This window comes from Variovorax sp. UC74_104 (assembly GCF_044055375.1).
GTDB lineage: Bacteria > Pseudomonadota > Gammaproteobacteria > Burkholderiales > Burkholderiaceae_C > Variovorax.
In genome coordinates, this window is the sequence record NZ_CP171978.1 from 3,585,032 (window position 1) to 3,599,411 (window position 14,380).

At 64.4% G+C, this 14,380-nt stretch carries 14 protein-coding genes; 8 read left to right on the top strand and 6 right to left on the bottom strand.

The genetic code is table 11. The features are described 5' to 3' along the window. Position 1 precedes the first annotated feature (1 nt). Genes ACHMXA_RS16825 through ACHMXA_RS16835 form a run of 3 tightly spaced genes read right to left on the bottom strand, consistent with a single transcriptional unit; the run spans position 2 to position 1,881 of the window. Positions 2-871: a DUF3106 domain-containing protein gene (locus ACHMXA_RS16825; RefSeq protein WP_395315874.1), complete on the bottom strand. Its 870-nt coding sequence runs from the start codon at positions 869-871 to the stop codon at positions 2-4. Between the two features lie 15 nt (positions 872-886). Beyond that, positions 887-1,318, bottom strand: coding sequence for a DUF3619 family protein (locus ACHMXA_RS16830; protein WP_176663724.1), 432 nt, complete (start codon positions 1,316-1,318; stop codon positions 887-889). Then, a complete protein-coding gene (locus tag ACHMXA_RS16835) occupies positions 1,315-1,881 on the bottom strand; it encodes an RNA polymerase sigma factor (protein ID WP_176663725.1) in 567 nt (188 codons plus the stop codon). Before ACHMXA_RS16835 ends, ACHMXA_RS16830 begins: the two co-directional genes overlap by 4 nt. Before the next feature lie 281 nt (positions 1,882-2,162). Here ACHMXA_RS16835 and ACHMXA_RS16840 point away from each other — a divergent pair, with 281 nt between their 5' ends. The 8 genes from ACHMXA_RS16840 to ACHMXA_RS16875 all read left to right on the top strand — a co-directional run bounded on the left by ACHMXA_RS16840 (position 2,163) and on the right by ACHMXA_RS16875 (position 11,761). Further along, on the top strand, positions 2,163-3,947 hold the full coding sequence (locus tag ACHMXA_RS16840; RefSeq protein WP_093195497.1) for an acetolactate synthase 3 catalytic subunit: 1,785 nt from the start codon (positions 2,163-2,165) through the stop codon (positions 3,945-3,947). 115 nt (positions 3,948-4,062) lie between these two features. Beyond that, on the top strand, positions 4,063-4,554 hold the full coding sequence (ilvN, locus tag ACHMXA_RS16845) for an acetolactate synthase small subunit (RefSeq protein WP_007834236.1): 492 nt from the start codon (positions 4,063-4,065) through the stop codon (positions 4,552-4,554). 53 nt (positions 4,555-4,607) lie between these two features. Continuing rightward, entirely contained in the window at positions 4,608-4,868 is a 261-nt protein-coding gene (locus ACHMXA_RS16850) for a DUF4282 domain-containing protein (RefSeq protein WP_395315875.1), read from the top strand. 48 nt (positions 4,869-4,916) lie between these two features. Next, positions 4,917-5,933 carry a ketol-acid reductoisomerase gene (ilvC, locus tag ACHMXA_RS16855; protein WP_081266312.1) on the top strand — a complete coding sequence of 339 codons (1,017 nt, stop codon included), beginning with the start codon at positions 4,917-4,919 and terminating at the stop codon, positions 5,931-5,933. 186 nt (positions 5,934-6,119) lie between these two features. Further along, positions 6,120-6,944 carry a CDP-diacylglycerol--serine O-phosphatidyltransferase gene (gene pssA, locus ACHMXA_RS16860; protein ID WP_176663727.1) on the top strand — a complete coding sequence of 275 codons (825 nt, stop codon included), beginning with the start codon at positions 6,120-6,122 and terminating at the stop codon, positions 6,942-6,944. Positions 6,945-7,130: 186 nt separating this feature from the next. Further along, on the top strand, positions 7,131-8,834 hold the full coding sequence (gene leuA, locus ACHMXA_RS16865) for a 2-isopropylmalate synthase (protein WP_395315876.1): 1,704 nt from the start codon (positions 7,131-7,133) through the stop codon (positions 8,832-8,834). Positions 8,835-8,893: 59 nt separating this feature from the next. Then, the gene (locus tag ACHMXA_RS16870; RefSeq protein WP_395315877.1) at positions 8,894-10,432 is read left to right on the top strand and encodes a 2-isopropylmalate synthase; all 1,539 of its coding nucleotides are present in this window, start codon (positions 8,894-8,896) and stop codon (positions 10,430-10,432) included. A gap of 117 nt (positions 10,433-10,549) precedes the next feature. Then, complete coding sequence (locus ACHMXA_RS16875; protein ID WP_395315878.1) at positions 10,550-11,761, top strand: serine hydrolase; 1,212 nt, start codon at positions 10,550-10,552, stop codon at positions 11,759-11,761. A 78-nt stretch (positions 11,762-11,839) separates the two neighbouring features. On the opposite strand, the gene ACHMXA_RS16880 is transcribed toward ACHMXA_RS16875, so the two are convergent. Genes ACHMXA_RS16880 through aat form a run of 3 tightly spaced genes read right to left on the bottom strand, consistent with a single transcriptional unit; the run spans position 11,840 to position 14,205 of the window. Continuing rightward, positions 11,840-12,673, bottom strand: a complete 834-nt coding sequence (locus tag ACHMXA_RS16880) for an IclR family transcriptional regulator (protein WP_395315879.1) — start codon at positions 12,671-12,673, stop codon at positions 11,840-11,842. A 30-nt stretch (positions 12,674-12,703) separates the two neighbouring features. Then, on the bottom strand, positions 12,704-13,453 hold the full coding sequence (locus tag ACHMXA_RS16885; RefSeq protein ID WP_176663732.1) for an arginyltransferase: 750 nt from the start codon (positions 13,451-13,453) through the stop codon (positions 12,704-12,706). Beyond that, a complete protein-coding gene (gene aat, locus ACHMXA_RS16890; protein WP_395315880.1) occupies positions 13,450-14,205 on the bottom strand; it encodes a leucyl/phenylalanyl-tRNA--protein transferase in 756 nt (251 codons plus the stop codon). The genes ACHMXA_RS16885 and aat overlap by 4 nt, the downstream gene beginning before the upstream one ends. Positions 14,206-14,380 lie beyond the last annotated feature (175 nt).

Here is a 14,380-nt window from a genome sequence, read left to right on the forward strand (position 1 = left end):
ATCAGGGGGAGGGGGACGCGGACGTCGATTCGGCCGCCGGCGACGGCGCAGGCACCTGGGCTTCGGCGGGAACCGGCGGGGCCGCGACGCTGGCAGAGGCGGCGGGGGCTGACGGAACCACGGAGACAGCCGGCGTCGCAGCAGCGGCCGCAGGAGCGCGTTCCGGTGGCGAGGCCACCATGATCGTCGCAGCCGGCGTGGCGGCCGGAGCAGGAGGCGGAGCCAGCAGGATCCGGGGCGTGTGCTGACCGCCCGGCGTGACGGCGGGCACCGGCACCAGCTTCTGCGACGAAACTGGTCGAACGGGAATGGCGGCGCCACGCGGCTTGGGAGGAGCGCGTTCGGCGAGCTTGCGCTTTTCTTCCTCGCTCAGCGCCTGATATTGCTCCCACTTGACCTTGCGCTCGTCGGCGGGAATGCGCTTGACCTCGGCGAAATTCAGGCGCGCCTGCGCGCGTTGCTGGTTGCTCAGGGCGGCCCACTCGATCATGCGGCTGTGCAAGGTGGATTGCTCCTCCGCCGACATGCTCCCGAAATTGCGGGACAGCGCGAGCCATTTCTTCTTTTGCCCGATGTTCAGGGTGTTCCAGTGCGCGCCCAGGGGCTTCAGGGCCTGTTGCTGTTCGGCGGTGAGTTCGCTCCAGAGCGGCTTGGTCGTCGATATCGCCTTCGGACTCGTGGCCGGTGCGGAGCTCGTTGCGGCAGCTGGGCTTGCCGCTGCCTTGGATGTGGCCTCGCCGTGAGGTTGAGCGCAGGCGAGCGTCAGGCTGAAGGCCGCGACAGCAAACGCCCCGGCCCAAACGACAGCGCCCGCCGGAAGCGGGCGCAACGGGCGGGGGCTGTTCGCGCTGGAGGTGGAGCGGCGTCGCATTCGATCGGGGAAGGTTCAGTCGGAGGCGTTGTCGGCCTTGAGAAATTGGGCAAAACCGGGGTCGGTATAGGCGGCAGGCGGCAGATCGCCTGTCAGCAGCGCGGAATCCACCTCGGCCAGTTCGCTGGCGCGGTCGTCATCCTGCATCACGCTGATGGTGATCAGGCCGGCGACGAGCGCGATCAGCGGCACCACCGAGCCGATGCGGGTCCACCAGCTCCAGCCCCCGCCCATCGTGAGCGTATGGCCCGACTCCGCCGTCGCGGACGCAGTCCGCAACTGCGGCGGCTGCTTGCGCGCCGCCACGGCCTGCGCGCGCGCCACGCGCAGCCGCTCGCCGATGTCGTGCGGAAGCTCCCGGTTGCCGGCCGAAAGGCGGGCAGCCAGACGCTGGCCGAACTGATCTTCGGCAACTGAGTTGATCGAGGTTGGAACCTTAGTGTTCATAGCGATATTCCCTTGGCCTTGAGCGCCTTGCTCAGAGCGTGGACGGCTCGCGAGCAATGGGTTTTGACGCTGCCCTCGGAGCAGCCCATCGCGGCGGCCGTCTCTGCGACGTCCATTTCCTCCCAGTAACGCATCAGGAAAGCCTCGCGTTGACGGCCCGGCAATGCTGCGATCTGCTCTTCGATCTCCTGGAAGATCTGGGCGCGGCGGGTCGTGTCTTCGGCGCTCTCCGCCTCCCTAGAGTCGGTCGGCGAGACGAAGTTCTCCAGCAGGTCGAAATCTCCGTCCTCGTCGACGGATTCGAAATCGCTGAGGTTCGAGAACAGGGCGCGCCGGGTTTTCTGGCGGCGGAACCAGTCGAGCGTGCAATTCGACAGGATGCGCTGGAACAGCATCGGCAACTCGGCCGCGGGCTTGTCGCCATAGTGCTGGGCCAGCTTCATCATGCTGTCCTGCACGATATCGAGGGCCGCTTCTTCATCCCGCACGTGATAGACCGAGCGCTTGAAAGCGCGCCGTTCGACGCTTTTCAGGAAGTCGGAGAGTTCTTGTTCAGTGGCCAAGCGAGAGTGGGGCGCGCAGGGTGCGCCGCGTGGGAATGGGGTCTAGCGATCGCTACGTTTATCGCCGCGGATTATGCCTTTGTAGCTTTACAAGGCGGCTGAAGCGAATCTGAACGGCCGGAAATGTCATAATCCGCACTGCAAGTCAAAAGGCAAACGGGTCACGGTCCGGCGGAACATCAGTCCGCCCATGGCTTTGGCCTCAAGTCCTGGCGCGACCTCACAAGGGTTGGCAAGGGGCACCCAAGGTATTTCGTTCCCGAAATAAACAAAGGTTGATCATGGAAATCTCCAAGGCGGAAATCGTCTCCGCAGCCGCCGCGTCCGCTGGCGCAGGCAATTCGACTCAAGAACTCATGGGCGCCGAAGTGCTGGTGAAGGCACTGCAGGCAGAAGGCGTCCAATACGTCTGGGGCTACCCGGGCGGCGCGGTTCTCTACATATACGACGCGTTCTACAAGCAGGACACTATCCAGCACGTGCTGGTGCGCCACGAACAGGCCGCAGTGCACGCGGCCGACGGCTATGCCCGTGCCACCGGCGAAGTCGGCGTGGCGCTGGTCACTTCCGGTCCCGGCCTGACCAATGCGGTCACCGGCATCGCGACGGCGTACATGGACTCCATCCCGATGGTGATCATCTCGGGCCAGGTGCCGACTGCCGCCATCGGCCTCGACGCCTTCCAGGAATGCGACACGGTCGGCATCACCCGTCCCATCGTCAAGCACAACTTCCTCGTCAAGGATCCCAAAGATCTGGCCATGACGATGAAGAAGGCCTTCCACATCGCACGCAGCGGCCGTCCGGGCCCGGTGGTGGTGGACGTGCCCAAGGACGTCTCGTTCAAGAAGATTCCGTACGCGGGCTATCCCGACAAGGTCGAGATGCGCTCGTACAACCCGGTGCGCAAGGGCCACGGCGGGCAGATCCGCAAGGCGCTGCAGCTCCTGCTGGCCGCCAAGCGCCCCTATATCTACACCGGGGGCGGCGTGCTGCTGGGCAACGCCTGCAACGAACTGCGCACGCTGGTCGACATGCTGGGCTACCCGGTCACCAACACGCTGATGGGCCTGGGCGCCTATCCGGCGAGCGACCGCAAGTTCCTGGGCATGCTGGGCATGCACGGCACCATCGAAGCCAACAACGCAATGCAGAACTGCGACGTGCTGCTGGCCGTGGGCGCGCGCTTCGACGACCGCGTGATCGGCAATCCCAAGCACTTCGCGCAGAACGAACGCAAGATCATCCACGTCGACATCGACCCGTCGAGCATCTCCAAGCGCGTGAAGGTCGACATCCCGATCGTCGGCGACGTGAAGGACGTGCTCACCGAGCTGATCTCGATGATCCGCGAGAGCACCGCCAAGCCCGACGCCGGGGCGCTGGCCGACTGGTGGAAGACCATCGAGTCGTGGCGTTCGCGCGATTGCCTGAAGTACGACCGCGGCAACAAGGACGTGATCAAGCCGCAGTACGTGGTCGAGACCCTCTGGAACATGACCAAGGACGCCGACACGTACATCACGTCGGACGTCGGCCAGCACCAGATGTGGGCTGCCCAGTATTACCGCTTCGACGAGCCGCGCCGCTGGATCAACTCCGGCGGCCTGGGCACTATGGGCGTCGGCATTCCCTACGCCATGGGCATCAAGCTCGCCAAGCCCGATTCGGAAGTGTTCACCATCACCGGCGAAGGCTCGGTGCAGATGTGCATCCAGGAACTCTCCACCTGCCTGCAGTACAACACGCCGATCAAGATCTGCTCGCTCAACAACCGCTACCTGGGCATGGTGCGCCAGTGGCAGGAGATCGAATACTCCGGCCGCTACAGCCACAGCTACATGGATGCGCTGCCCAACTTCGTGAAGCTCGCCGAGGCCTACGGCCATGTGGGCATGCTGATCGAGCGTCCACAAGACGTGGAGCCGGCGCTGCGCGAGGCGCGCAAGCTCAAGGACCGCACGGTGTTCATGGACTTCCGCACCGACCCGACCGAAAACGTGTTCCCGATGGTGAAGGCCGGCATGGGCATCACCGAGATGCTGCTGGGTTCCGAAGATCTCTGACCGATCGACGGAACGGACATTCGCTCAACTCTTTACTACTGACGAATCTATTGCCCGCCGAGCCCGCGCATTACCGTGCACGGGGGAGGGCGGCGAAAAGAGGAGTCACGCAAACATGAAACACATCATTGCAGTGCTGCTGGAAAACGAGCCGGGTGCTCTTTCCCGCGTGGTGGGCCTGTTCTCGGCCCGCGGCTACAACATCGAATCGCTCACGGTGGCGCCCACGGAGGACGCGAGCCTCTCGCGCATGACCATCGTCACCACCGGTTCGGACGACGTGATCGAGCAGATCACCAAGCACCTGAACCGGCTGATCGAGGTGGTGAAGGTCGTCGACCTCACCGAAGGCGCCTACACCGAGCGCGAGCTCATGATGGTGAAGGTGCGCGCGGTCGGCAAGGAGCGCGAGGAGATGATGCGCATGGCGGAGATCTTCCGCGGCCGCATCATCGACGTGACCGACAAGAGCTACACCATCGAACTCACCGGCGACCACGGCAAGAACGACGCTTTCCTTGAAGCGATCGAGCGTAGCGCTATCCTCGAGACTGTCCGCACCGGTGCCAGCGGCATCGGCCGCGGCGAGCGCATCCTGCGCGTGTAGGAGGGTGAAGGCGCCCTCAGTTCATACGTTCATCCACACATGAGGCAAGAGTGATGCGAGGACTGCTCGGTTTCGACAGGATGGTGACCCCGGCGATCGTCCGGGTGCTCTACCTCCTGGGCCTGCTGGGCGTGATCGCCATGGCGGGAGCGGCCCTGTACCAGGGGCAGTACCTGCCAGCGTTCGTGGCCCTGGTCTTCGGCGCCGTCGCCGTTCGCATCTTCAGCGAACTGTTCATCGTGCTGTTCCGCATCCACGACAGCCTTGTGTCCATCAACCAGCAGATGAAGGACCGGAATTCCTCCGGCCTTTGAGTGAAATGCATCCGTACGGATGCTCGAGATTTTTTAGGAGAGATTCAAATGAAGGTTTACTACGACAAGGACGCTGACCTGAGCCTCATCAAGGGCAAGACGGTTGCAATCATCGGCTACGGCTCGCAGGGCCATGCGCACGCGCAGAACCTGAACGACAGCGGTGTGAAGGTCGTGGTCGGCCTGCGCAAGGGTGGCGCTTCGTGGCCCAAGGTCGAGAAGGCCGGCCTGAAGGTCGCCGAAGTCGCCGACGCCGTGAAGGCCGCCGACGTGGTCATGATCCTGCTGCCCGACGAGCAGATCGCCAACGTCTACAAGAACGACGTGGCTCCCAACATCAAGGAAGGCGCTTCGCTGGTCTTCGCGCACGGCTTCAACGTGCACTACGGCTTCGTTCAGCCGCGCGCCGACCTCGACGTGTGGATGGTCGCTCCCAAGGCTCCGGGCCACACCGTGCGCAGCACGTACACCCAGGGCGGCGGCGTGCCCCACCTCGTGGCCGTGCACCAGGACAAGACCGGCAAGGCGCGTGACCTCGCGCTGAGCTACGCCACCGCCAACGGCGGCGGCAAGGCCGGCATCATCGAGACCAACTTCCGCGAAGAAACCGAGACCGACCTGTTCGGCGAACAAGCGGTTCTGTGCGGCGGCACGGTCGAGCTGATCAAGGCCGGCTTCGAGACGCTGGTGGAAGCCGGCTACGCGCCCGAAATGGCGTACTTCGAGTGCCTGCACGAGCTGAAGCTGATCGTCGACCTGATCTACGAAGGCGGCATCGCCAACATGAACTACTCGATCTCGAACAACGCCGAGTACGGCGAGTACGTCACCGGCCCGCGCGTCGTGACCGAAGAGACCAAGAAGGTCATGAAGCAGGTGCTGAAGGACATCCAGACCGGCGAATACGCCAAGAGCTTCGTGCTCGAAAACGCCGCCGGCGCTCCCACGCTGATCAGCCGCCGCCGCCTGAATGCAGAGCACCAGATCGAAGTCGTCGGCGAAAAGCTGCGCGCGATGATGCCCTGGATCAAGAAGAACAAGCTGGTCGACCAGACCCGCAACTGATCTGCGAGCCAGGAGGGCGCTTCGGCGCCCGTTTCCCCGAGGGCCACCCGTTGCGGTGGCCCTTTTGTTTGAGAGAGGCCGACGCGGGCCCCTGAACTACACTGCGAACCATGCGATTCACAGATCAATATGCTATCGAATGGATAGCTACCCACGCAGCACGCACGAGGGATGGAGGCAAATTCGATGCATGACGACACGCTTCCCGACGATGTGCCGCCGCGCAAGCGCCGCAAGGGCATCTACATCCTGCCGAACCTGTTCACGCTGGCGGCGCTGTTCGGCGGCTTCTATTCGGTCGTGATGGCCATGAACGCGCGCTTCGACCTCGCGGCGCTCGGCGTCTTCGCCGCGATGATCCTCGACAGCCTCGACGGCCGCGTCGCGCGCATGACCAACACGCAGAGCGCGTTCGGCGAGCAGATGGATTCGCTGTCCGACATGGTGTCGTTCGGCGCGGCGCCGGCGCTCATCGCCTACGAATGGTCGCTCAAGGGGCTGGGCCGCTGGGGCTGGATCGCGGCTTTCGTTTATTGCGCCTGCGCGGCGCTGCGGCTCGCGCGCTTCAACGTCAACACCGGCGTGGTCGACAAGCGCTGGTTCCAGGGTTTGCCGTCGCCCGCGGCCGCGGCGCTCGTGGCGGGCTTCATCTGGCTCGTGAACGAATGGGGCAAGCGCGGCGGCGAGGTGCTGTATCTCTCGTGGACGCAGATCACCTGGGTCACCTTCGCATTCACGCTGTACGCGGGCCTCACCATGGTCACCAACGCGCCGTTCTACAGCTTCAAGGACATCCAGATGAAGAAGAGCGTGCCTTTCGCTGTGATCGTGCTGATCGCGCTGGGCATCGCCGTCATCAACATCCACCCGCCGACAGTGCTGTTCGGCCTGTTCGTCGTCTACGGCCTGAGCGGCTACGTGGTCTATGCGTGGCGCAAGGCCAAGGGCCAGCCGGTCAGCGTGATCAGCACCTCGACCGAGGAGCCCGACGAGCGGGGCTTGCATAACTGAGTGTGGCTTGTGCTACATTCGTCAGCCTCATGACCAAGATTTCGCTGCTGGCCCTACTAGCCCTCCCTCACGGGCGGAGACGGTAGCGCACGCGCAAATCCCTCACCACGGCCCGTTCGCACCAGCAACGGGCCGTTTGTCTTTTGGGGTTGCTGGTCGATTACCAACCATCACAGAGAAATCGACATGCTCAAGCAACCTCAAAGCAAATACCGCGCATTCGCCCCGATCGGCCTCAAGGACCGTACCTGGCCCGATGCCGTGCTGACCAAGGCGCCGATCTGGCTGTCGACCGACCTGCGCGATGGCAACCAGGCCCTGGTCGAGCCCATGGACATCGCACGCAAGATGCGCATGTTCGAAACCCTCGTGGCCATCGGCTTCAAGGAAATCGAAGTCGGCTTCCCTTCGGCCTCGCAGATCGAATTCGACTTCGTGCGCAAGCTCATCGAGGAAGACCGCATTCCCGACGACGTGACGATCCAGGTGCTGACGCAGGCGCGCGACCACCTCATCGCTCGCACCTTCGAATCGCTGCAGGGCGCCCCGCGCGCGATCGTGCATCTCTACAACGCCGTCGCGCCCATCATGCGCCGCGTGGTGCTCGGCATGGACGAGGACCAGATCGTCGAACTCGCCAGCAGCCATGCCCGCATGTTCAACGAGTTCGCTGCCAAGCAGCCGAACACGAAGTGGACCTTCCAGTACTCGCCCGAGATGTTCTCGGGCACCGACGTCCACTTCTCCAAGCGCGTGGTCGATGCGGTGACCGAAGTCTGGGCGCCGACGCCCGAGCGCAAGTGCATCGTCAACCTGCCCACCACGGTCGAGCACTCCACGCCGAACATCTTCGCCGACATGATCGAGTGGATGCACCGCAACCTCGCTCGCCGCGACTCCATCGTGCTGTGCGTGCATCCGCACAATGACCGCGGCACCGGCACGGCGGCCGGCGAACTGGCCTTGATGGCCGGCGCCGAGCGCATCGAAGGCTGCCTCTTCGGCAATGGCGAACGCACCGGCAACCTCGACCTGGTGAACGTCGCGCTCAACCTCTACACGCAGGGCGTCTCGCCGGAACTCGACTTCTCGAACATCGACGAGATCCGCGCCACGGTCGAGCACTGCAACCAGATCCCGGTGCACCCGCGCCATCCGTACGTGGGCGACCTGGTCTACACCTCGTTCTCGGGCTCGCACCAGGACGCGATCAAGAAGGCCTTCGCGGCGCGCAAGGACGGCGACATCTGGGAGATTCCGTACCTCCCCATCGATCCTAAGGACGTGGGCCGCAGCTACGAGGCCGTGATCCGCGTGAACAGCCAGTCCGGCAAGGGCGGCATGGCCTACCTGCTCGAGAGCGAATACGGCATCGAGATGCCGCGCCGCCTGCAGATGGAATTCATGCAGTCGGTGCAGCGCGTGATGGACGTGGCCGGCAAGGAGCTCACCGCCGCCGACCTCTGGCAGCTGTTCGTGCGCGAGTACGGCATCGAGACCGTGCAATCCCTGCAGCAGCGCGTGATCAAGGAGGAGGGCGAGGGCGCCGACGCCTCCGTGGTTCTGCGCGGAGACTTGGCCTGGGACGGTGAAGTCCGTGCCATCGAAGGCCGCGGCAATGGTCCCATCGACGCCTTCACCCAGGCGCTGAGCAAGGCCACCGGGCACACCGTGCGCGTGATGGACTACCACCAGCACGCCATCGGCGCCGGCGCCGACGCGAAGGCGGTGGCCTACCTGGAGCTGCGCGTGGACGAGAGCCAGACGCTTTTCGGCGTGGGCATGGACGCGAACGTGGTCACGGCTTCGCTGAAGGCGATCGTCTCGGGCGTGCAACGTGCGCGTACCCGGGGCGCGCACAGCGCACAATCGGTGGTTGAAGTCGCCTGACGCTGAAGCGCTGGTCCGGTCCGGACGCGCAGGAAGGGCGCGTACGAAGGAGAACCACGATGACCGACCAGCTGATCATTTTCGACACCACCTTGCGCGACGGCGAGCAATCGCCGGGCGCCTCGATGACGCGCGACGAGAAGATGCGCATTGCCAAGCTGCTGGAGCGGCTGAAGGTCGACGTCATCGAGGCGGGTTTTCCCGCCAGCTCGAACGGCGATTTCGAGGCGGTGAAGGCGATCGCCAACACTATCAAGGATTCGACGGTGTGCGGCCTCTCGCGCGCCAACGACCGCGACATCGGCCGCGCGGCCGAGGCCCTCAAGGGCGCGGCCCGCGGGCGGATCCACACCTTCATCGCAACTTCGCCGCTTCACATGGAAAAGAAGCTGCGCATGTCGCCCGACGAAGTCCATGAGCAGGCCAGGCTGGCCGTGCGCTTTGCGCGCAACCAGATCGGCGACGTCGAATTCAGCCCTGAGGACGGCTACCGCAGCGATCCAGACTTTCTGTGCCGCGTGCTCGAAACCGTGATCAACGAGGGCGCGACCACCATCAACGTGCCCGACACCGTGGGCTACGCCATTCCCGAGCTCTACGGCAACTTCATCAAGATGCTGCGCGAGCGCATTCCCAACAGCGACAAGGCGATCTGGTCGGTGCACTGCCACAACGACCTGGGCATGGCGGTGGCCAACTCGCTGGCCGGCGTGAAGATCGGCGGCGCACGCCAGGTGGAGTGCACCATCAACGGCCTGGGCGAGCGCGCGGGCAACTGCTCGCTCGAGGAGGTCGTCATGGCGGTGAAAACTCGCAAGGACTATTTCGGGCTCGACCTGCGCATCGACACCCAGCATATCGTGGCCGCCAGCCGCATGGTCAGCCAGACCACCGGCTTCGTGGTGCAGCCCAACAAGGCCGTGGTGGGCGCCAATGCCTTCGCGCACGCATCGGGCATCCACCAGGACGGCGTGCTCAAGGCGCGCGACACCTACGAGATCATGCGCGCGGAAGACGTGGGCTGGACCGCCAACAAGATCGTGCTGGGCAAGCTCAGCGGCAGCAACGCCTTCAAGCAGCGCCTGCAGGAACTGGGCGTGGCCATGGACAGCGAGGGCGAGATCAACGCCGCCTTCCTGCGCTTCAAGGAGCTGGCCGATCGGAAGTCGGAGATTTTCGACGAGGACATCCTCGCGCTCGTCAGCGCCGAAGAGGTGTCGAACGTTGGTGAGCAGTTTGCTTTCGTCTCTCTCTCCCAGCACAGTGAAACCGGCGAGCGCCCCCAGGCGAAAATCGTCTTCACCGTCCAGGGCAAGGAAGTCACCGGCGAATCCGACGGGAATGGCCCGGTTGATGCTTCCCTGAAGGCCATCGAGTCGCATGTCAAGAGCGGCGCCGAAATGGTTCTTTACTCTGTAAATGCCATCAGTGGCTCGACGGAAAGCCAGGGAGAAGTTACAGTCCGGTTACAAAACGCAGGGCGGGTAGTCAACGGTGTGGGAGCGGATCCCGACATCGTTGTCGCTTCGGCCAAGGCTTATTTGAGTGCGCTCAATAAGTTACAGAGCCAAGCTGAGAGAGTTGCGGCACAAGGTTAGGTTTTCGGGCGATCCTTGATATTCGAATGAAGAAGAGGATGCAAGTAACTGATATTGCGTGTCTTTTTTGATTTCGATACACTGCGGTCCTCGTTTGTCGCCGCTGGAGATTTTTTAATGCCTGAAGCCCGCCTAAGCCGAGTTTCCAGCCAGCGGTTCCTGCCCGCTTTCAAAGCCATCGCCGTCGCGCTCTGCGCCACGGCGTTTTTGCTGCCTGGCGCCCAGGCTGCCAAGAAGGAAAAGCCCGTCGCCGCCAAGGCCGCCGTCGCCAAGAAGGCGAAGGGCCCGGTGCCGGTCGAAGTCAAGCGCAACGCCGCTTCCTCGAAGACCGCCGCCGTCGCCAAGCGCGGCGGCCGTGCCGAAAAGGCCGAACGTGCCGAGAAGGTGGTTCGCGGCGGCCGCAACGTGGTCGCCACCATCCACAAGAAGAATGGCAAGACCGTGGTGGCCGTGCAGCGCCGCTCGGTGGTTCGCGTCGTCGAGGCACCCCCGCGCCAATCCTTCGGCCAGATGGCCGGCCTGCATGGAACCGAAGATGCGCTCGACCTGAAGTCGAGCGTCGCGCTGGTCATCGACCAGGACACCCACGAAGTGCTGTTCAGCAAGAACGACCACGCCGTGCTGCCGATCGCGTCGCTCACCAAGCTCATGACCGGCCTGCTGATCAGCGAGGCCCATCTGCCGAACGACGAACTCATCACCATCACCCAGGACGATGTCGATACCGAAAAGCGCAGCAGCTCGCGCCTGACCGTCGGCACCACGCTCTCGCGCGGCGAACTGCTGCACCTGGCGCTGATGTCGAGCGAGAACCGCGCCGCGCACGCGCTGGGCCGCACCTATCCGGGTGGCCTGACGACCTTCGTGAGCATCATGAACGCCAAGGCCAAGATGCTCGGCATGAAGGACACGCGCTACGTGGAGCCCACCGGCCTGTCGAGCCGCAACCAGTCGAGCGCGCAGGACCTGGCGCTGCTGGTCAATGCCGCCTACGCCGATGCCACGGTTCGTTCGCTGTCCACCTCGCCTGAATACCAGGTCGAGGTCGGCAACCGCGTGCTGCAGTTCAACACCACCAACCGCCTCGTGAAGAGCCCCGATTGGGAAATCGGCGTGCAGAAGACCGGCTACATCTCCGAAGCCGGCCAATGCCTTGTGATGCAGGCCCGGGTGGCCGGCCGCAAGCTGATCATGGTGTTCCTGGATTCGGCCGGCAAGTTCAGCCGTATCGCCGACGCAGAGCGCGTTCGCCGCTGGGTGGAAGCCACCCATTCGGTCGGCTCGCCGGCAGCTTCGTCGCGCAACGCTGCTTACCAGGTGGCAGGCTGATCGACGGATCCGGTCTCCAGCTTCCCAACGAAAACAGGCCCTCGCAGGGCCTGTTTTGTTTTCGGAGGCTGCTCCGGCTCAGATGCCAGCCGAAGGCGCTGAGCCGCCTGAAGGCGATGGCGGCATGGCCGACGTGCCTTCCTTGAACCCCAGCGCGCCCGAGATTTCATTGGCCGTGGCCTGCAGCTTGGGCAGCCAGCCCTCGTCCAGCCGGTCGGCCGGCGCGGAGATCGAAAGCCCCGCCACCAGCTTGCCCTGGTCGTCGTAGATGCCGGCGGCCATGCAGCGCACCCCCAGTTCCAGTTCTTCGTTGTCGCGGGCGATGCCGTACTGGCGCGCCTTCGACAGCTCCCGCTCGAGCGCGGGCAGCTGCGTGATGCTGTTGCGCGTGTGGCCCGCCAGGCCCGTGCGCGTGGCGTAGCTGCGCACGCGTTGCGGGTCGTCCGCCGCCAGGAACAGCTTGCCGGTCGAGGTGAGGTGAAGGGCGGCGCGGCCGCCGATGGCGCGCACAACCTGCATGCCGGAGCGTTCGCTGTAGGAGCGCTCGATGTACACGATCTCGTCGCCCTGGCGCATGCTGAGGTTGACGGGTTGCTGCGTCAGCTTGTGCAGCTCTCGCATGGGGCCCAGGGCCGCATCGCGCACGTTGAGTCGGCCCTTGACCAGGTTGCCCAGCTCCAGCAGGCGCATGCCCAGCCGGTAGCTGCCGGCCTCGGGACGGTCGACGAAGCGGCCGACGGCCAGGTCATTGAGGATGCGGTGCGTGGTCGACGGGTGGAGCCCTGTCTTTTCGCTGATCTCCTTCAGCGAAATGGCGTCCTCGCGCGATGCCAGGACGTCGATCAGCGCGAACATGCGCTCGATCACCTGGATCACGGGAACGGCGGGAATGTCGGATCGGTTTTTTCTCATGGCGCTTGGCGGTGATGACCGGGCGCCATTTTACCTTGTGAAATCGCCCGGTGCCTGCCAGCGGCCATCCAACAACACTTCATGAGGGGAAAAGCGCGCCTTGTAGTTCATCTTCGGACTGTGCTCGATCCAGTAGCCGAGATAGACGTGCGGCAGGCCGAGTTTGCGGGCCTGCTCGATCTGCCAGAGCACGCTGTAGGTGCCGTAGCCCGCGCTCGAATCGGGCTCGTAGAAGGTGTAGACGGCCGAGATGCCGTCGTTCAGCACGTCGAGGATCGACACCATCCGCAGCGCACCCGCGCTGCCGTCGGGCAGCGTTTCGCGAAACTCCACCAGGCGCGAATTGACCCGGCTCTGCAGCAGGAACTGGGTGTACTGGTCGATGCTGTCGTGGTCCATGCCGCCGCCGGCATGTCGGCCGTTCTGGTAGCGCAGGTAGAGCTGGTAGTGCTCCGGCATGAAGCACAGCTTGAGTACGCGCGCCTGGAGGTCGGCATGCTGCTTCAGCGCCCGGCGCTGGCTGCGGTTGGGCCGGAACTCGTTGGCCAGCACGCGCAGCGGAATGCACGCGCGGCAACCGTCGCAGTACGGCCGGTAGGTGAACATCCCGCTGCGCCGGAAGCCGCTGAGCACCAGGTCGGAGTACGCGTCGTTGTGGATCAGGTGGCTGGGCGTCGCCACTTGCGAGCGGGCCTGCCGGTCCGGCAGGTAGCTGCAGGGATAGGGCGCAGTCGCGTAGAACTGCAGTGTGTGAAGCGGGAGATCCTTGAGGTGCGTCACGTCGGGGAAGGAGATCGCGCGGAAAGGAGTTCGGACCAGTATACGGGGTCGAATCGCCACCGTGGGCCCTCTTGTCGGCGTGCCCCTGCGACGTGGGAGACGAATCGCTTGCGGGCCATTTCGCGCGCGCCCAGGCTGGCGAGGTGGGCCGTGTTCTGCTGGCAGTCGATCATCTGCACCCCGAAGTGGCGGCAGAGCGACACCAGCGCGGCCAGCGCGATCTTCGATGCGTCCGGCCGGCGGGTGAACATCGACTCGCCGAAGACCGCGCGGCCCAGCGCAACGCAGTAGAGGCCGCCGGCCAGTTCGCCGTCGATCCACGTTTCCACGCTGTGGGCGTGCCCGGCGCGGTGCAAATCCGTATAGGCGTTCACCATGTCCGGAACGATCCAGGTGCCCGACTGGCCCACCCGCGGCGAGCTCGAGCAGGCCTTGATGACCGCCGCGAAGTCATGGTCGATGCGCACCTCGCAACCGGGCGTTTCGATGAAGCGTACGAGGGTCTTGCGCAGGGAGCGGTGCAGCTTGAAATCGGCCGTCCGCAGCACCATGCGCGGATCGGGGCTCCACCAGAGGATGGGCTGGTCTTCGCTGAACCAGGGGAAGACGCAGTTGCCATAAGCCTGCATCAAAGTATCGACGTCGAGCGCGCCGCCCGCGGCCAGCAGGCCGGGCACCGGGTCGGCCACGCCCCAGGCGGAGGCGGGGTCGGGCAGGGCATCTCCGGGTTCGAGCCATGGCAGTTGTCGCATGGGCATAGGTATACACGGCTTCGCAAATTCCGATCCAGTCGGCGAAAATCGCGTGTTGCCGATATCGCCAAAAGCGTTCGGCCGTATTCCACGGCGCCACAAAACCAGCCGGAAACCCTATAGTGCACAGCTTGTTTTCGCGCACCACGACAGATCAGGCAGGCCCGCGCACACG

Bases quoted from the DNA above. Each gene is read 5' to 3' on its own strand.
- ACHMXA_RS16825 (WP_395315874.1), bottom strand. From the start codon at position 871: ATGCGACGCCGCTCCACCTCCAGCGCGAACAGCCCCCGCCCGTTGCGC.
- ACHMXA_RS16830 (WP_176663724.1), bottom strand. From the start codon at position 1,318: ATGAACACTAAGGTTCCAACCTCGATCAACTCAGTTGCCGAAGATCAG.
- ACHMXA_RS16840 (WP_093195497.1), top strand. From the start codon at position 2,163: ATGGAAATCTCCAAGGCGGAAATCGTCTCCGCAGCCGCCGCGTCCGCT.
- ilvN (WP_007834236.1), top strand. From the start codon at position 4,063: ATGAAACACATCATTGCAGTGCTGCTGGAAAACGAGCCGGGTGCTCTT.
- ACHMXA_RS16850 (WP_395315875.1), top strand. From the start codon at position 4,608: ATGCGAGGACTGCTCGGTTTCGACAGGATGGTGACCCCGGCGATCGTC.
- ilvC (WP_081266312.1), top strand. From the start codon at position 4,917: ATGAAGGTTTACTACGACAAGGACGCTGACCTGAGCCTCATCAAGGGC.
- pssA (WP_176663727.1), top strand. From the start codon at position 6,120: ATGCATGACGACACGCTTCCCGACGATGTGCCGCCGCGCAAGCGCCGC.
- leuA (WP_395315876.1), top strand. From the start codon at position 7,131: ATGCTCAAGCAACCTCAAAGCAAATACCGCGCATTCGCCCCGATCGGC.
- ACHMXA_RS16870 (WP_395315877.1), top strand. From the start codon at position 8,894: ATGACCGACCAGCTGATCATTTTCGACACCACCTTGCGCGACGGCGAG.
- ACHMXA_RS16875 (WP_395315878.1), top strand. From the start codon at position 10,550: ATGCCTGAAGCCCGCCTAAGCCGAGTTTCCAGCCAGCGGTTCCTGCCC.
- ACHMXA_RS16880 (WP_395315879.1), bottom strand. From the start codon at position 12,673: ATGAGAAAAAACCGATCCGACATTCCCGCCGTTCCCGTGATCCAGGTG.
- aat (WP_395315880.1), bottom strand. From the start codon at position 14,205: ATGCGACAACTGCCATGGCTCGAACCCGGAGATGCCCTGCCCGACCCC.